At 62.1% G+C, this 16,995-nt stretch carries 13 protein-coding genes; 7 read left to right on the top strand and 6 right to left on the bottom strand.

Features of this window, described 5'->3' with window-relative positions:
• Positions 1-4: 4 nt before the first annotated feature.
• The 6 genes from FEU76_RS16500 to FEU76_RS16475 form a co-directional block, all read right to left on the bottom strand.
• Positions 5-1,036 (bottom strand): LacI family DNA-binding transcriptional regulator, encoded by a 1,032-nt coding sequence (locus FEU76_RS16500; protein WP_039179520.1) that lies wholly within the window; start codon positions 1,034-1,036, stop codon positions 5-7.
• 152 nt (positions 1,037-1,188) lie between these two features.
• A complete protein-coding gene (locus FEU76_RS16495) occupies positions 1,189-2,295 on the bottom strand; it encodes an ABC transporter ATP-binding protein (RefSeq protein WP_039179523.1) in 1,107 nt (368 codons plus the stop codon).
• A 66-nt stretch (positions 2,296-2,361) separates the two neighbouring features.
• Positions 2,362-3,978 (bottom strand): alpha-glucosidase family protein, encoded by a 1,617-nt coding sequence (locus tag FEU76_RS16490; RefSeq protein ID WP_144984411.1) that lies wholly within the window; start codon positions 3,976-3,978, stop codon positions 2,362-2,364.
• A gap of 64 nt (positions 3,979-4,042) precedes the next feature.
• The gene (locus FEU76_RS16485) at positions 4,043-4,885 is read right to left on the bottom strand and encodes a carbohydrate ABC transporter permease (protein ID WP_016914219.1); all 843 of its coding nucleotides are present in this window, start codon (positions 4,883-4,885) and stop codon (positions 4,043-4,045) included.
• A complete protein-coding gene (locus FEU76_RS16480) occupies positions 4,885-5,868 on the bottom strand; it encodes a carbohydrate ABC transporter permease (RefSeq protein WP_096922752.1) in 984 nt (327 codons plus the stop codon). Before FEU76_RS16480 ends, FEU76_RS16485 begins: the two co-directional genes overlap by 1 nt.
• 14 nt (positions 5,869-5,882) lie before the next feature.
• Positions 5,883-7,154 carry an ABC transporter substrate-binding protein gene (locus FEU76_RS16475; protein ID WP_144984408.1) on the bottom strand — a complete coding sequence of 424 codons (1,272 nt, stop codon included), beginning with the start codon at positions 7,152-7,154 and terminating at the stop codon, positions 5,883-5,885.
• Between the two features lie 352 nt (positions 7,155-7,506).
• Here FEU76_RS16475 and FEU76_RS16470 point away from each other — a divergent pair, with 352 nt between their 5' ends.
• From FEU76_RS16470 to FEU76_RS16440, 7 genes are all read left to right on the top strand, one after another.
• Entirely contained in the window at positions 7,507-9,042 is a 1,536-nt protein-coding gene (locus FEU76_RS16470; protein ID WP_144984405.1) for a carbohydrate porin, read from the top strand.
• A gap of 107 nt (positions 9,043-9,149) precedes the next feature.
• A complete protein-coding gene (gene malT, locus FEU76_RS16465) occupies positions 9,150-11,852 on the top strand; it encodes an HTH-type transcriptional regulator MalT (RefSeq protein WP_144984402.1) in 2,703 nt (900 codons plus the stop codon).
• A 140-nt stretch (positions 11,853-11,992) separates the two neighbouring features.
• Entirely contained in the window at positions 11,993-13,672 is a 1,680-nt protein-coding gene (locus tag FEU76_RS16460; RefSeq protein WP_144984399.1) for an alpha-glucosidase, read from the top strand.
• On the top strand, positions 13,660-14,775 hold the full coding sequence (gene ugpC / locus FEU76_RS16455; protein WP_039179547.1) for a sn-glycerol-3-phosphate ABC transporter ATP-binding protein UgpC: 1,116 nt from the start codon (positions 13,660-13,662) through the stop codon (positions 14,773-14,775). Before FEU76_RS16460 ends, ugpC begins: the two co-directional genes overlap by 13 nt.
• Positions 14,776-14,882: 107 nt before the next feature.
• The gene (locus FEU76_RS16450; protein WP_039179550.1) at positions 14,883-15,404 is read left to right on the top strand and encodes a DUF3455 domain-containing protein; all 522 of its coding nucleotides are present in this window, start codon (positions 14,883-14,885) and stop codon (positions 15,402-15,404) included.
• A gap of 115 nt (positions 15,405-15,519) precedes the next feature.
• Entirely contained in the window at positions 15,520-16,098 is a 579-nt protein-coding gene (locus FEU76_RS16445; RefSeq protein WP_096922757.1) for a sigma-70 family RNA polymerase sigma factor, read from the top strand.
• The gene (locus tag FEU76_RS16440) at positions 16,095-16,832 is read left to right on the top strand and encodes an anti-sigma factor (protein ID WP_144984396.1); all 738 of its coding nucleotides are present in this window, start codon (positions 16,095-16,097) and stop codon (positions 16,830-16,832) included. Before FEU76_RS16445 ends, FEU76_RS16440 begins: the two co-directional genes overlap by 4 nt.
• Positions 16,833-16,995 lie beyond the last annotated feature (163 nt).

The following is a 16,995-nucleotide window of genomic DNA, read 5'->3' as shown; positions in this document are numbered from 1 at the left end:
CGTTTCAAGGGCAGGTGTCGCCCAGCAGCAGCTCGGTCTTGAGCAGCTGCTGGGCCTTGGGTATGCGACCCAGAATCATCTTGGCCGCCGTACGCCCTTTGCCAGCACTGTCCTGGCGCACCGTGGTCAGTCGCGGTGCCCGGTACTGCCCTTCGGCAATCCCGTCGAACCCGGTAATGCGCAGCGTGTCGGGCACGCCGATACCGCGTTGCTCGGCCATTGTCAGCGCTGTCAGCGCGATGCGATCAGACATGCACAGCAGCAGGTCGGGGCGTTGGCTGGCGGGCTGATCGAGTATCTCGGTGAGTACCGGGGCGCACACATCGAAGACATTTTCCTCGATATTCCATAACGGAATCTTTTCGGTATCGAAGCCATGTTCGGCAAGCGCTGCGTGAAAGCCTGCCAGCCGCGCGCGGCTGATGGTGCTGCTGTCGGGCAGCAGCGTATGCGCAGCGGTCACCCGTCCATTGCAGTGCTCTTTGGTCAGCCGCAAATTGATGATGGCAGGGCGTTCGGGCCGTTGCTGCAGGGCGTGCATGGCCATGGCGTAGCTGGCGTCACGGTCGTCGATATGCACCGTCGGGCAGCCGTCGATGTCGAAATCCACTGAAACCAGCGGCCGCTGGGTGGGCAACTCATCGATCATCTTGCCATTGGGCATCAGCCCGTAGACGATGAAGCCATCGGCAATGTTGGCGGAATTGGGTAGCTGTGACGCGTGTCCGCGCCCCGGCAGCAGCAGCAGGGTATGCCCGTGGGCATCGAGCACCTCTGCCACGCCGGAGAGAAACTCGCTGGCCACGGCATCGTTGAGGCTGTAGGTCAGGCTCTCGGCCAGGATGACCGCCACGATGCTGGAGCGGCCGGTGCGCAGGCTGCGTGCCTTGGCATCGGGGCCGTTGTAACCCAGCCGCTTGGCTTCGCGCAGGATGCGTTCGCGCAGCAAGGGGGAGAGCTGGTCCGGGCGATTGAAGGCATTGGAAATCGTCGCGGTGGAAACGCCAAGTTCCAGCGCCAGGTCTTTTAGGGTCATTCGACGGGAAACGGTCACGGTGCTTCCTGAGCAGGTTAAGTAGGACGCAGGCTAATTATTCGAGTGTTGCACAGGATAGCGGCCCTGAGGGGGCCAAGACTACCCTTCATTGAAGGGCGCTTGGGTCAGGGCCGAAGAGGGCGATCTGGGGTTCAGGCCGCCGAACGTCTGGCCGACAGCGTCAGTGCGCTGCCGCTTTCATCGAACAGGTGTACATGCGCCTGGTCGGGCACCAGCGACACTTGCTGACCCTCCTGCCATTGGCTGGGGGCCTCGCTGCGATGAATCAGCAGCGTACTGCCTTCCTTGGGCTCCAGGTAGACATACACCTCGTTACCCAGATACTCGACATTGACGATGTCGAAGCAGTTGTCGCCTTGCGGGGCTTCCAGGCGCAGGTGTTCGGGGCGTACTCCCAGGGTCAGGCCCGTGCCGGGCGAGTAGCTTTCTGCCGATTGTGGCAGCGCCAGTTCGCCAATGCCCGTGGCCTTGACTCGGCAGCCGTCGGTGGAGCCGCTGGTCAACTGGGCCGGCAGGAAGTTCATGGTGGGCGAGCCAATGAAGCCTGCCACGAATTTGGTGGCCGGGCGCTGGTAGAGTTCGTGGGGGCTGCCCACTTGCTCCACATGGCCACGGTTGAGGACCACGATCTTGTCGGCCAGGGTCATGGCTTCCACCTGGTCGTGGGTGACGTAGATCATGGTGGAGCCCAGCCGGTTGTGCAGGCGGGCGATTTCGTTGCGCATCTGCACCCGCAACGAGGCATCCAGGTTGGAGAGCGGCTCGTCGAACAGCAGTATGCGCGGTTCACGGGCCATGGCGCGGCCCATGGCCACCCGCTGGCGCTGGCCTCCCGAAAGCGCCTTGGGCTTGCGGTGCAGCAGCTCTTCGAGCTGAAGGATTTTGGCGGTGGTCATGACCCGCTCGTGTACCGTCTCCTTGGCGGTCTTGGCCAGCTTCAGGCCAAATGCCATGTTGTCGTAGACGGTCATGTGGGGGTAAAGGGCGTAGGACTGAAACACCATGCCCACCCCGCGCTCCCGTGGAGGCAGGTCGTTGACCACCGTGCCACCAATGTTCAGGTCGCCGTCGGTGATCGACTCGAGCCCGGCGATCAGGCGCAGCAGGGTGGACTTGCCACAGCCAGAGGGGCCAACGAACACGACGAATTCACCGTCACCAATCGCCAGATCCACATCCTTGATGATGTGGTCACGTCCAAAGACCTTGTTGACCTTTTCAAGCGTAACACTTGCCATGGTAACTCCTTGCCGACCTCGACCCGCGATCGGGTCGGCTATCATTATTAAAGGTAACGGTGGCGGTCAGGCAACCTGCATGAAGGCAGCCTGGTACGCCGGTAGCGTCAGCGCGCTGCCGTCCCGGGTGGCGGTGAAGTTGGCCACGGCCAGGTCACTGGTCACTTCGACGGGCAGCGAAGCGTGCTGGGTCTGGTCGGTCAGGTTGAAGACACACAGCAGCGTTTCGTCGCCTTGTTGCCGGGTAAAGCCCAGCAGGTCGTCGCCGACGTCCACAAGGTTCAGGTCACCATCGAACAGCGCGGGGTGCTGGCGCCGGAAGGCCAGCAGGGCGCGTACGCTATTGAGCGTGGCGTTGGGGTCATCCTGCTGGCGGCTCACCGATAAGGCCAAATGGCGGGGCTCCATGGGCAGCCACGGCTCGACTGCCGAGAAGCCGCCCTGTTCGCCATCGCTCCAGGGCATCGGCGTGCGGCAGCCGTCGCGGCCCTTGAACTCGGGCCACAGCACTTTGCCATAGGGGTCTTGAATGCGCTCGAAGGGCACGTCGGCTTCCGGCAGGCCCAGCTCTTCACCCTGGTAAAGGCACACGCTGCCGCGTAGCGAAAACAGCATGGCCAGCATGACTTTGGGGTAGGCATGCGGGTCTTCTTCGGAGCCCCAGCGGGTGGCGCTGCGCACTACGTCGTGGTTGGAGGTGGCCCAGCAGGGCCAGGCGTCTCCCGCCAAACGCTGGAAGCGCTCGATGACTTCGCGCAGGTAGCGCGCCGAATGGGGCATGTTGAGCAGGTCGAAGGTGTAAGCCATGTGCAGCTTGTCACCCCCGGCGGTGTACTCGGCCATGCGTTCCAGCGGATTGTCGTCGCCGATTTCGCCCACCGTCGTGGTGCCGGGGTACTCATCCATCAGCGCGCGCAGGTCCTGCAGGAAGCCAAGGTTCTCCGGGCGGCTGAGGTCGTAGACATGGCGCTGCCAGGTGTAGGGGTTGGCTTCCGGGGCGCCCAGGGTTTTGGCTTCTCCTTTGGGCACCGGCGGGTTGTCCCGCAGCTCGGCATCGTGGAAGTAGAAGTTGACCGTGTCCAGACGGAACCCATCGACGCCCAGATCGAGCCAGAAGCGCATGTTGTCCAGCTGCGCCTGACGCGCTTCCGGATTGTGGAAATTGACGTCCGGCTGACTGGTCAGGAAGTTGTGCAGGTAGTACTGCTGGCGGCGGGAGTCGAAGGTCCAGGCCGGGCCGCCAAAAATCGACAGCCAGTTGTTGGGTGGCGTGCCATCGGGCTTGGGGTCCGCCCAGACGAACCAGTCCGCCTTGGGGTTGGTGCGATCCTGACGGCTCTCCTTGAACCAGGGGTGCTGGTCCGAGGTGTGGCTGATCACCTGATCGATCATCACCTTCAAGCCCAGCGAGTGGGCCTTGGCCAGCAGCGCCTTGAAGTCGTCCAGGGTGCCGAACATCGGGTCCACGTCGCGGTAGTCGCTGACATCGTAGCCAAAGTCGAGCATCGGCGAGGTAAAGAAGGGCGAGAGCCAGATGCCGTCCACGTTGAGCGATGCCACGTAGTCGAGCTTCTCGGTGATGCCGTTCAGGTCACCAACGCCGTCGCCACGGCTATCCAGAAAGCTGCGCGGGTAGATTTGATAAATAACGCCGCCGCGCCACCACATCGTATTGTCTTGCATACCATCGTTCCTTAAAAACGGTTGCTGAGAGTCATCAGCGAATTCATCGAGAGCGTCTATCGGGTCAGCCCTTCACCGCGCCAGCCGTCAGGCCAGACACGATGCGGCGCTGGAAGATGATCACCAGGATCACCAGCGGCACGGTCACCACGACGGACGCGGCCATGATCGGCCCCCAGGGCAATTCATAAGCACTGCCGCCCGAGAGCAGGGCGATGGCCACCGGCACCGTGCGCTGGGCATCGGTGAGTGTGAAGGTCAGCGCGAACAGGAACTCGTTCCAGGCGGCAATGAAGGCCAGCAGTCCGGTGGTGGCCATGGCGGGCCACATCAACGGTAAAAACACTTTGGTGATGGTGACCCAGGGGGTGGCGCCATCCATGATCGCGGCCTCTTCCAGCTCCATGGGCAGCTGCTTCATGAACGTGGTCAGTACCCAGACGGTGAACGGCAGGGTGAAGATGGTGTAGCTGAGAATCAGGCCCGCCGGGTTGTTGTAAAGGTTCAGCGCGCGAATGACCTCGAATAGCCCCGACAACACCGCCACCTGGGGGAACATGGATACCCCGAGGATCACCAGCAGCACCGTGGAGCGACCGCGAAAACGTACCCGCCCAAGCGCATAGGACGCGGTAATGCCCAGCAGCAGCGCAATGAACACCACGCTGAACGCGACGATGATCGAGTTGAAGATGGCGCGCAGGAAGCTGGTCTGGCTGAAGATTTGAACGTAGTTGTTCAGGTTCCAGTTGGAGGGCCACAGTTCCACGCGAAACAGGTCGCTGGAGGGTTTGAGCGAGGTGATCACCGCGTAGTAGAACGGGAAGACCGCGTACACCATGATGAGCGCAATCAGCGCCCAGAAGCCGACGCGTTTGGCTATTTTGGCTAGCTGACGAGTGGTCATCAGTCACCTCCCAGTTGGATCTTGTTGCGGCCCAGATAGAGGTAGGCAATGGTGGCCAGCGCAATGATCAGGAACAGCAGCGTGGAGGCCGCGCTGCCGTAACCGACATCCTGAAACTCGACCAGCTGCTGGCGGGCGTAGACCGACATCGACATCGTGCTGGTGGAGTTGGAGGTCAGTACGTAAATCACGTCGAATACGCGCAGCGCATCCAGCAGGCGGAAGATCACCGCCACCATCAGCGCGGGTGTGATCAGTGGCAGCGTGACCTTGAAGAACACGCGTACCGGATGAATGCCGTCCACTTCGGCGGCTTCGTAGCAATCCTTGGGCAGCATCTGCAGCGCGGCCAGTACCAGCAGCGCAACAAAGGGAATGGTTTTCCATACGTCCACCATGATGACCGCCCACATGGAGTAGGTGGCGCTGGCGGTCCAGGCGATGGGGTTGTCGATGATGCCGACGGCCATCAGCATATGATTGATGATGCCGAACTGGTCGTTGAGCATCCATGCCCACATCTGGGCAGAGACGATGGTCGGGATGGCCCAGGGGATCAGCACCGCGGCTCGGACGATCACCCGGCCCTTGAATTCGGCATTCAGGATCAGCGCCACGATGACGCCGAAGATGACTTCCAGTGAGACGGACACCACCGAGAAGTAGACCGTGTTCCAGACCGAGCGCCACCAGATGGGGTCGGCGAGTACACCAAACCAGCGACCATCGTCATACACCAGATAGTTTTCGAAACCGATCAGGTTGGCCGCGCCCAGGTCCGATAGCGATGCGTCGGTAAAGCTCAGAAAGAACGTCCGCAGCAGCGGCCAGCCAGCCACCAGAGTCAGGGCGATCAGCATGGGGGCCAGGAACAGCCAGGCCGCCTTGACCCGTTGGCGGCGCACCTTGGTGCCGCGCTGGCGCCTTGGGGGCGCTATGGAACGCGCCCCGGAGGGCGCGTCGTGGTGAGAAGTGCTCGGCATGGGAGTCTCCGCAATTACCAGTTACGACGCTTCAGGCGCAGCAGTTCGCCTTCCAGGTCGGCAACTCCCTGGGCGCCATCCTTGTTGCCGGAAAGTACGTCATGGGTGGTGCTGAAAAAGGCGTTGCTGACCCGGCCATAGGCATCGCCGGTAGGTGCAGACGGACGCGCGACGGCATTGGTGAACGTGTCGTAGAGCGTGCCGAAGAAGGGCACCGCTTCCAGTACTTCCTGGTCCTGGTAGAGCGCATCGATGGTGGGGTTGTAGGACGCCTGAATGGCGCGACGTTTCTGCTCTTCCTCGCCCGTCAGGTAAGCCACCAGGTCGGCCGCCAGTTCGGGATTGTCGCTATAGCGAGAAACCGCCAGGTTCCAGCCGCCCAGGCCCGCAGCGCTTTGCCCGTCATCACCACCGGCCGGCAGCTGGACCACGCCCACCTTGCCGCGTACGTCGCTGTCATCGCTTTGGGCCAGCGCCCAGGCGTAAGGCCAGTTGCGCATGAACACCGCGTTGCCGCCCTGGAAGACCCCGCGGGCTTCCTCTTCGGTGTAGTTCAACACGCCTTCCGGGGCGATATCGCCTACCCAGGAAGCCGCCAGGTCAAGGGCCTGTGCGGCGCGCTCGTTGTTGATGGTCACTTCGCCGTCGTTATCGACCACGGTACCGCCGCCAAAGCTGGCGACCCATTCCAAGGCGTTGACGGTCAGCCCTTCATAGGCGCGCCCTTGGAACACGAAGCCCTGCATGCGGCTGTTGCCTTCGTCACGTTCGGCCGCTTGAATCTCGCGGGCCGTCTCGGTGAGTGCCTGCCAGGTGGTCGGAACGTCATGACCGTGCTTTTCCAGCAGGTCTTCCCGGTAGTACAGCACGCCCGCATCGGTAAACCAGGGCATGGCGACCAGACGATCATCGATGGTGTTGTTGACCACGATCGTCTCGAAATGGCCCGCGGCTGCGTCGTCACCCAATACCTCGCGAAGATCGAGCAGGTGATTGGCCAACAGGCCGGGCCACACCACGTCGATTTGCATGACGTCGATATCGCTGGAGTTGGCCGAGAGAATCTGCTGGTAAAGCGACAGACGCTCGGTAGAGGAGTTGGGTGTGGAGACCACGTCGACCTGGTGGCCAGTTTTTTCTTCCCAGGCCCGAACGCCCTCCTGGCAGAGGGTCAGCTCTGCACCCACGGCTCCACAGGAGATGGTCAGGTCGGCGGCCTGAGCGGCACCGCTGATGCTGGCAAGGCTGGCTAAGGTAATCGCAGACGAAAGAAGAGTCTTTTTCATAACGGCGTTCCTCGACGTTTATTGTTATGGGAGTGAAGTGACAAAGCGCTGACGGCGCCAACTTAAACGATTAAGTTGAGTGCCAGTTAGCCGTCTGTCGGCATGAAGTTCAATAGCGACTTTTGTCTAACGTGGCGGATAGTGTTTTTGCCAAGTGAAATAGGCAGTTAGACATTGGTCGATAATTAGTAAAAGCTTGTTGGTTTACTAACACTTAATCGATTAAGTTTTAGTGGCTGTCGCTCTTCGGCTCAAAACAGAAGTTGCTTTGCAACATTCAAGGGAAAGCGGTGCCTGGAGCCAGCGTCACGATCAGAACAATAGCGGTTTAAAAACAATAGGATTTAAAACAATGCACAAGACAGCATTCAAGACGCCGCTGGCCATTGCGGTGGCAGCCGCAAGCCTGGGCATGAGCGGTTTGGCCAGCGCCAACCTGTCCCTCGAAGAACGTTTTGCCGAGCTTGAGGCACGCATCGCGGCGGCCGAGCAGCGTGCAGACGCTGCCGAGCGTCGTGCCGAGCTGGCGGAGCAGGGTGCAACGCCACCCCCATCCAGCGCCCCGGCGGCCGCCACTACCGATGCCGACATCGAAGAGCGCTTGGCGCGAGTAGAGCGACAGGCCAGCGGTGATGAAGGCTTTTCGTTCAACGTCTACGCCCGCTCTGGCCTGCTGCTGGGTGAAGATCGCAAGAGCATCGATGGCGGCCCCTATGTGACTCCAGCCGGTAACCTGGGCGGTGCCGTGGGTCGTCTGGGCAACGAGCCCGATACCTACACCGAAGCCATTCTCAACTACCGCATGCAGTTCGATAACGGCGCCCGCGCCCGTTACACCACCATGCTGGCCGCTGGCACCAACTCCAGCAACGATTGGGTTGGCGACGATACCAACCTCAACGTCCGTCAGGCCTATGCCGAGTTCAGCGACCTGCCCAGCTTCACCGGGGCCTTCGAAAATGCCTCCATCTGGGCGGGTAAGCGCTTCGACCGGGATAACTTCGATATCCACTGGCTGGACAGCGACGTTGTGTTCCTGGCCGGTACCGGTGGCGGTATCTACGATATTCAACTGGCCGATAACTGGAAGTCCAACTTCTCGCTGTATGGCCGTAGCTTCAGTGACTTTGACGTCATCAACCGCGAAAACCCCGGCCTGGACGGTGAAGGCAGCAACACCGACAACTTGATTCTGACCTCCAACAACTACTTCGGTAACTGGCAGGTCATGGCGAACGTGATGTCGGCCGCCGATAACGACGAGCGCGACATCGGCGTAGGCCAGACCGCTGCCGACAGTGGCTGGCATACCATGGTGGCGTACCACGGCGACAGCTTCTTTGGCCTGGGCGAGGGTAACTTCAAGGCGGCGTTGCTGCACGGTCAAGGGCTGGGTGCGGAAGTGAAAGGGCTGGGGAGCAATGGCGACCTGACCGACGACGCCACGGCGACCCGCCTGGCGGTCTACGGTACCACCTACATTGCCCCGCAGTGGCGCATTGCACCCTCGATTCTGGCAGAGGTCAGCGACGACCGGTTTGCCGATGGCGACAGCTACTCCTGGGCCACGCTGAACGTGCGCCTGGCCAACGAAATTACCCAGAATTTCGAGATGCAGTACGAGGGTAGCTACCAGTACATGGACCTGGACCCCAACGGTTTCAGCGATCGCAATGCCGTCAGCGGCAATTTCGGCAAGCTGACCATTGCGCCCACTTTCAAGCCGGATGTCGGTGGCTTCTGGAAGCGTCCTGAAATTCGCCTGTTCGCCTCCTATACTGATTGGGATGCCGAGCTGAACGGCTATACCCTGGAAGACTCGTTCGGCAACGATGGGTTTACCGGTGGCCAGTGGAGCTTTGGCGTGCAGAGCGAAATCTGGTTCTAACCCATCGCACCATGCCTGGCAGGTTTCCTTGCCTGTTTCACCAATGCCGATTGCCCGCGCTCCGTCGCGGGCTTTTTGCTCGTCAGATTCGACCCAGGGAGGCACCGATGCTGCTGCTCAAGGAAAAACTGAAGGCGCCGCCGCTACCTCCCTGTACGGTGGCGCGCCCGCGTTTGAACGACCACTTCGCGTTGAACGAGCAGGTGCGCCTGCTGGTGGTTCAAGCGCCACCGGGCTATGGCAAGACCACGCTGCTGGCCGAGCGGCTGCCCGCCCTGGAGCAGCAGGCAAGCTGGCTGCGACTGGACGATCAGGACAATCAGACACACCGCTTTCTGACCTACTGGCAGGCGGCCATGGACACACTGTTGGCCCCTCTGGTCACGCTGACGCCGTGGGATGACAGCGAATGCATTGCCCACATGGAGCGCTGGTTGACGGAGCTACCCGAACAGCACGCTCCTTGCCGACTGGTCGTGGATGGCTTCGAGCATCTTGCCAACCCCGAGATTCTTGCCGCGCTGGCCCACTGGCTGCGCCATCAGCCGCCCTGGCTGACCTTGACGCTGGCCAGCCGGTCACGCCCGGCACTGGGGCTTGCCAGCCTGCGCCTGCGCGGTGAGCTGGAAGAGATCGACCTGCACCGCCTGGCATTCGACAGTGAAGAGGCGCATACCCTGTGTGCCGAACAGCTGAGCTTTCCGCCTACCCGGGTGAGCCTGGAGCGTGCGCTACGCTTGAGCGGTGGGTGGCCCATGGCGCTCAACTGGCTGGTCGAGCGCACCACTACCCGGGCGGGATTCGATGCCTTGCTGGAACGGTTGAGCGGCGCGCATCCCGATTTCGTCGCCTGGTTCGACGAACTGCTGGCCACTACCTTGCCGAGTGAGGAGCGTGAACTGCTGCTTCAACTGGGAGTGCTGGAGCGGTTCTCTCCCGAACTGATGGCGCGGCTATTGGAAGGGGAGCGGTTGACGCAGCGGCTGGAGGCCTTCGAGCAGGCCGGGCTGTTCATCGAGCGACCCGACCCGCATGCCCAGTGGTATCGCTTTCATCGCCTGTTTGGCGACTACCTGCGTCACCGCCGCCATGAGCTGAGCCTGGCCACCCAGCGCACGCTGCATCAGCGGGCCAGTCAGGCCTGGCTGGCGCTCGATGACCCGGTCATGGCGCTGCGCCAGGCCATTCTGGCCGACGCGCCGGACCTGATCAGCCCATTGCTCATCGCGCAAGGGCCGGCATTGCTCTCCCAAGGCGCCTACGCACTGCTGGCCAGAGGGTTGGAGCGGCTGGGCGAGCCGCAGCTCGGCCAGTGCCCCGAGCTGGCGCTGCTTTATGGCTGGGTGTCTCATGCCCAGTTCCAGTTCGATATCACGGCCCGAGTGATTGGCTGGATCGAAGCTCAACTGCACCTGCCGGAGTGGCAAGCGCTGGGCGCCGAATTTGCCACCTTGCGTGCCCAGCTGGCGATCAACCAGGGGAACGCCGAGCGCGCCGCGCCGCTGGCCGAGCAGGCGCTGGGGGTTCCGGCGCGTTACCTGGCATCGACGCCCCTGACGGCCACCGCGATCCTCAGTGAAGCGCGTTTCGTTCAGGGGCACCTGGAGGAGTCGCTGCTGAACGTGTGTGAAGTAGCGCGCCAAGCCCATCACCACGATGATCACCAGCGCCTGATATGGGCCTTTTGCCACCAGTCGGAAACGCTGGTGGCCCAAGGGCGTTTGCAGGCTGCCTACGATATTCAGGAGCGCGCCTTCGTGCATCTCGAGCGCGCAGAGCTCGAGCATCTGCCGGTGGCCGAGTTTCTCTATCGTATCCGCAGTCAGCTGCTCTGGGAGTGGCATCGGCTGGACGAAGCCGAGCAGGCGGCGCTCAAGGGCATTGCCGTGCTGGACAGCCAGGGCGAGCGCTGGACCCTGCAGTGCCATATTCAGCTGGCCAAGATTGCCCAGAGTCGCGGCGATCAGGCCCAGTGTGCCGACCATATTCGGCGGCTGCGCAAAATTCTTGCAGAAGGCGATTACCATATCGACTGGGTCGCCAACGCCCACGCGACGCTGCTTAGCTGGTGGCAGTCGAGCCAGGACCTGGAGGCAGTGGAGCGCTGGCGCCAGGAAGCGCCGCCGCCCATCACCGACAGGGCCACCAACCATTTCGCCCAGTGCAACGTGCGCAACCACGCCCGGGCGCTCACGCTGCTGGGCCAGTGCGAGGAAGCCCGCACGCTGCTGGAGGCCCTCGAAGCGCACGCTCGGCAGTCAGGGTTGGTGACCGACGCCAACCGTAACCAGCTTTGCCTGGCCGCAGCCGCCTGGCATGCAGGAAGAAAAGAGCGCGCTCGCGAGCATATGCAGCAGGCTCTGAGCCTGGCGTCGCGCACCGGCCTGGTGGGCAGCTTTTTGCGGTTGGGCAAGCCGTTGGGGGAGCTGCTGGCTGGCCTGCTCGAAAGCGACTCGCTAGGGGCCCTCGAAAAAGCGAGGGCCGAGCGATTGATGGCGCTGGCAGGGCGTCAAAAGGATTTTGGCAGCGCCCGGCGTTTGATCCTCGACGAGACGGTGATTGCCGATATCGTGGCTCGCCCGGATGTGCCGGAACTGATTCGCACCTCACCGCTGACCCGCCGTGAGTGGCAGATCCTCGGGTTGATTCATGCGGGGCTATCCAACGAGCAGATTGCCGAGCAGCTCTCGGTGGCCCAGACCACCATCAAGACCCATATCCGCAGCCTTTACCAGAAGCAGAACATTCGTCGCCGGGAGGAGGCCATACACCTGGCGGGGCAACTGCTGGCCCATATTCACGGGGATTGACCCGGTGGGGAGGCTGCCCAGCGCCCTCGGTTCGCCTCCTCCTCTCGACTACGCCCGGTACTCCCTGCGGGGGAGGATTCGATCCCGCCGCGCAGCCTGCATCATGCCCTTATCACTGATAACAACCATAAGGATTCGCCATGATGCAGACACCTTCCACTTCACACTACGTTGGCAGCCAGGGGGCCGACTGGTGGCGCGGCGCAGTGATTTATCAAATCTACCCGCGCAGCTTTATGGATAGTCGCGGCGACGGCATTGGCGACCTGAGAGGAGTGATCGAGAAGCTCGACTACATTGCCTCTCTGAATGTCGACGCCATTTGGCTTTCGCCCTTTTTTACGTCGCCCATGAAGGATTTTGGTTACGACATCAGCAACTACCGCGATGTCGATCCAATGTTCGGCAGTCTGGAAGACTTCGACCGACTGGTCGAGGCGGCCCATGCCCGCGGGCTGAAAGTCACCATCGATCAGGTCATGTCGCACACCTCCGACCAGCACGTCTGGTTCGAGGAGAGTCGCCAAAGCCGCGATAACCCGAAAGCCGATTGGTACGTATGGGCCGACCCCAAACCCGATGGCGCGCCGCCGACCAACTGGCAATCCGTGTTTGGCGGCAGCGCCTGGCAGTGGGATACCCGACGCTGTCAGTATTACCTGCACAACTTTCTGGCCAGCCAGCCAGACCTCAATTTCCGCACCCCTGCCGTGGTCGAGGCCATTCTCGAAGAAGCGCGGTTCTGGCTGGAGCGTGGGGTCGATGGCTTTCGCCTCGATGCGGTCAATTTCTGTACCCACGGCGAGTTGAAGGATAATCCGCAGCGTCAGGAGATCACCGAAAGCTTTCTGGGTGTGCGCCCCGACAACCCCTATGGCTATCAGCTCCACCAGTACGACAAGACCCAGCCGGAAAACCTGGTATTTCTGGAGCGGCTTCGGGCGCTGCTCGATGAGTACCCCGGCGCCACCAGCGTCGGTGAAGTGGGGGATGACGACGCCCTCGGCGTCATGGCGGCCTACTCCCAGGGAGGGCAGCGGCTGCACATGTGCTACTCGTTCAACCTGCTGACCGACAAGGCCGACCCGACGTACCTGCACGAAACGCTGACCGAGATGGAAGCGCGGATTGGCGATGGCTGGCCCTGCTGGGCGCTGGGCAACCATGACGTCACGCGGCTGGCGACTCGCTGGCAGGCCCAGGGGCAGCTCGATAAGCTGCGTCTGTACATGGTGTTCTTGCTCAGCCAGCGGGGCAGCGTGTGCCTCTATCAAGGCGAGGAGTTGGGGCTGCCCGAAGCGCAGCTGACCTTCGAGCAGCTGGTGGACCCGGCAGGCATTACCTTCTGGCCTGCCTATAAAGGCCGTGATGGCTGCCGTACGCCGCATCCCTGGCAGGCAGATAGCCGCCATGCTGGCTTCAGTCTTGCCACGCCCTGGCTGCCGGTGCCCGAGGCCCATGCAGCGCTGGCAGTCGATCAGCAAGAGCAGAATGCCGATTCGCTGCTCAACGCTTACCGAGAGTTCCTGGCGTTTCGCCGCACCCAGCTCGCGCTGGTCAAGGGGGAGGTACGCTACCACCCGGTGCGTGACGAGGTGCTCTGCCTGGAGCGCACCTATCAGCAAACCCGCCTGTTGGTGGCGCTGAACTTCAGCGATCAGACCATTACCCGCTCGGCGCCCGAGCATGCTGAAGCACTGGAAGGCGCCCCCCATTGGCTCAAGGGCGAGTGGCAGGCAGGTACGCTGACGCTGCCGCCGTTTGGCGTGGCAATTGCCCGCTGCCCACAGGCTCAGGAGGATGCATCATGGGACGTTTGACCCTTGGCGGCATCGGCAAATCGTTTGACGGCGTCGAAATCTCCCGGGATATCGACCTCACCATCGAAGACGGCGAGTTCGTGGTGTTCGTGGGCCCCTCCGGCTGTGGTAAATCCACGCTGCTGCGCATGATTGCGGGTCTGGAGGACATCACCACCGGGGACATGCAGCTGGATGGCCAGCGGATCAACGAGATTCCACCCCAGGAGCGGGACATCGGCATGGTGTTCCAGTCCTACGCCCTCTACCCGCACATGAGCGTGGCCGAGAACATGGCGTTCGGGCTCAAGCTGGCGCGTACCGACAAGGCCGAGATTCGCCGTCGGGTGCAGCACGCCGCAGAAATGCTGCACCTCACCGAGCTTCTGGAGCGCAAGCCCAAGGATCTCTCTGGCGGCCAGCGCCAGCGGGTGGCCATTGGTCGTACGCTGGTGAAAGAGCCGGCGGTGTTTCTGTTCGACGAGCCGCTGTCGAACCTCGATGCCGCGCTGCGCGTGGACATGCGTATCCAGATTGCGGGGCTGCACAAGCGCTTGAACGCCACCATGATTTACGTCACCCACGATCAGGTCGAGGCGATGACCCTGGCAGACCGTATCGTGCTGCTCTCAAAAGGGCGTATCGCCCAGGTAGGCGCACCGCTGTCGCTGTACCACTTTCCCAACACGCTGGAAGTGGCGGAGTTCATCGGCTCCCCGCGCATCAATACCCTGCCGGTGACGGTGGTCGACCCCGGCCAGCACCGCACGCTGGTACGCCTGCACACCGGCGACAGCCTGGCGGTGGCCGTGAATGGGCAGCAGCTCAAGGCGGGTGATCAGGCCACATTAGGGCTGCGCGCCGAAGATTTCGTCGCCCCAGAACAGGCGGATGCAACCCTGGATGCCACGCTCATGGTGGCCGAAAAGCTGGGCTACGAGACCCTGGCCCATTGGCAAGTGGCGGGGCTGGAAACCCCCTTGACCCAACGCCTGGACGGACTGGCACGGCTGGCAGAAGGGCAGGCGTCTCGGCTGGGCATCAACGGCAAGCGCTGCCATTTGTTCGATGCCCAAGGGGATGCCTGCCCTCGCCAAGTGACGGTGGACGGGGTGAGCCAATAACGTTTTTTAGATTTTTTTCAAAAAGAGTGCATCCAATCGGTCTCCTCGTGTGTATCCCCTATACAGCCACGGCAAAAGTGGCTGATACACAACCCAAGGAGACTGACATGACCATTCAACATCTAACGCGTGCCACCCTCGCTGCGACCCTGATTGCATCCTTCAGTCAAGCGGCGCTGGCCGATGTGCCTGCCGACATCCAAGTGCCGGATGGCCATAGCGTCGCTCTGGAAACGGTGGGCGTAGGCGCGATTACTTACATGTGTGAAGCCAAGGACGACGGTAGCCTGGGTTGGGTTTTCAAGGGCCCCCATGCGGCGCTGAATGACCGCGAAGGCAATCAGGTCGGCAGCTACTACGGCCCGCCCGCTACTTGGGAATCACTGGACGGCTCCAAGCTGACCGCAACGCAGCTGGCCGTATCTCCCAACGGTGACGGCAACATTCCGCTGCAGCTGGTAGAAGCCAACCCGGCCGAAGGTGAAGGTGCCATGAACGGTGTCACTTACATTCAGCGCCTGGACACCCAAGGTGGCGTGGCACCCGACGTGGCTTGTGGTAGCGATAACGAAGGCGCCACCGCCGTGGTCACCTATCAGGCCGATTACATCTTCTGGACCGCTAACTGATCTCGGCAACGCTTCTATCGTGCGTTGACTGTGGGGGCTCGCATCGAGAGCCCCCAACTATTATCCTCACTGAACTGCGGCGACAGCGACCGGCGCGTTACCAGGGAGTGATGATGTGTCTGATGAAGTTGGGTCAACGGAAGTAACCGAATTCGATCATGTCGATGCGCTCGCTCGCATTGCCCGTGGCGATCAGGCGGCGCTTCACCTGCTGTATCAGCAGGAAGGCGCCAAGTTGCTCGGGGTGGTGTACCGCATCGTCAAGGACCGAGGCATGGCCGAAGACATCGTTCACGATGCCTGCTTGAACATATGGCAGCGTGCCGCCAGCTTCGATCCGCAAAAGGGGGCTGCCCGCACCTGGGTATTCAGTATCGCTCGCCACCTCGCACTCAATGCCATTCGTGGGCGTGAGCGCCATGTCTATACCGACCTGAACGACCCCCATGAGTTTGCCGACGACGATACCTTTCAGCACGCTTTCCAGGTCGAGGAAGCGTTCGATTGGCAAACCGGCGAGCGCATGGACGAGTGCTTGCAGCAGTTGGAAGCCGAGCGTCGCAACTGCGTTCTGCACGCCTATGTAGATGGGCTCAGCCACGCCGAGATTGCGGCACACACCAGCACCCCGCTGGGGACGGTAAAAGCCTGGATCAAGCGTAGCCTGCTGCGTTTACGGGAGTGTATGGCATGACACGAGCTCATGAATCCGATGATCTGCATGCCTTGGCAGGGGAGTACGTGCTGGGCACGCTGCCGATAGCCGAGCGTGAAGCGTTCGAGGCGCGTCTCGCCAACGAGCCTGCGCTGCAAAAGGCGGTCGCCGCCTGGGAAGAGCGATTTTTCCCCTATACCGCCATCGTCGACCCCGTCACCCCCTCCGATTACCTATGGCCGCGCATCGAGCGGAGCATGAAAGCATCCGCGGTACGGCCTACTGCGCCGGTAGTGACACCCGCGCGCGCGCCGGCTGCACCGCGCCGCCGATTGATGCACAGCTTACCGTTCTGGCGGGCCGCCACCGGGGCGGGCCTGGCGGCAGCGTTGGCGATGGGCGTCATGCTGAGCAACGTCACCACACAGCCCGCCGTACCCGAGTACATGGTGGTGCTACTGGCACCACAGACGCAGTCGGCAGGCTGGGTCGTGCAAGCGGCCAACCGCCAGGAGATTCAGCTGATCCCGCTGGGCACCTTCGAAGTGCCGGAGGGCAAGGCGCTGGAGTTCTGGACCAAGGCCGATGACTGGCAGGCACCCGTTTCCTTGGGGCTGGTGGAGCCGGGCCAGCCGCTGCGCCTGCGCCTGGACCAGCTCCCACCGCTGGAAGACAACCAGCTCTTCGAGCTGACCCTGGAAGAAGAGACCGGCTCGCCCACCGGCTTGCCCACCGGCCCCATCGAGTTCATTGGCCGCGCGGTGGAGATCTGAGTTTGCCTTCAGCCTATTCGCGGCGTTAGCCGAGCGCGTCTGTCAAAAGAAGGTCAAGCCGACCTGAAACAGCCGCTCGACGTCGCGGATACGCCGTTTGTCGATCACGAACAGAATCAGGTGATCACCGCTCTCCACGCGCACGTCGCCGTGGGCAATCATC

It is taken from the genome of Halomonas sp. C22, assembly GCF_007655045.1.
Taxonomy (GTDB): Bacteria; Pseudomonadota; Gammaproteobacteria; order Pseudomonadales; family Halomonadaceae; genus Vreelandella; species Vreelandella hamiltonii.
The sequence above is the reverse complement of the archived record's forward strand: the minus strand, read 5'-3'. Positions and strand labels throughout refer to the sequence as shown.

What these genes read in the sequence shown, in the direction of transcription:
- FEU76_RS16500 (WP_039179520.1), bottom strand. Translation starts at nt 1,036, where the DNA reads ATGACCCTAAAAGACCTGGCGCTGGAACTTGGCGTTTCCACCGCGACG.
- FEU76_RS16495 (WP_039179523.1), bottom strand. Translation starts at nt 2,295, where the DNA reads ATGGCAAGTGTTACGCTTGAAAAGGTCAACAAGGTCTTTGGACGTGAC.
- FEU76_RS16490 (WP_144984411.1), bottom strand. Translation starts at nt 3,978, where the DNA reads ATGCAAGACAATACGATGTGGTGGCGCGGCGGCGTTATTTATCAAATC.
- FEU76_RS16485 (WP_016914219.1), bottom strand. Translation starts at nt 4,885, where the DNA reads ATGACCACTCGTCAGCTAGCCAAAATAGCCAAACGCGTCGGCTTCTGG.
- FEU76_RS16480 (WP_096922752.1), bottom strand. Translation starts at nt 5,868, where the DNA reads ATGCCGAGCACTTCTCACCACGACGCGCCCTCCGGGGCGCGTTCCATA.
- FEU76_RS16475 (WP_144984408.1), bottom strand. Translation starts at nt 7,154, where the DNA reads ATGAAAAAGACTCTTCTTTCGTCTGCGATTACCTTAGCCAGCCTTGCC.
- FEU76_RS16470 (WP_144984405.1), top strand. Translation starts at nt 7,507, where the DNA reads ATGCACAAGACAGCATTCAAGACGCCGCTGGCCATTGCGGTGGCAGCC.
- malT (WP_144984402.1), top strand. Translation starts at nt 9,150, where the DNA reads ATGCTGCTGCTCAAGGAAAAACTGAAGGCGCCGCCGCTACCTCCCTGT.
- FEU76_RS16460 (WP_144984399.1), top strand. Translation starts at nt 11,993, where the DNA reads ATGATGCAGACACCTTCCACTTCACACTACGTTGGCAGCCAGGGGGCC.
- ugpC (WP_039179547.1), top strand. Translation starts at nt 13,660, where the DNA reads ATGGGACGTTTGACCCTTGGCGGCATCGGCAAATCGTTTGACGGCGTC.
- FEU76_RS16450 (WP_039179550.1), top strand. Translation starts at nt 14,883, where the DNA reads ATGACCATTCAACATCTAACGCGTGCCACCCTCGCTGCGACCCTGATT.
- FEU76_RS16440 (WP_144984396.1), top strand. Translation starts at nt 16,095, where the DNA reads ATGACACGAGCTCATGAATCCGATGATCTGCATGCCTTGGCAGGGGAG.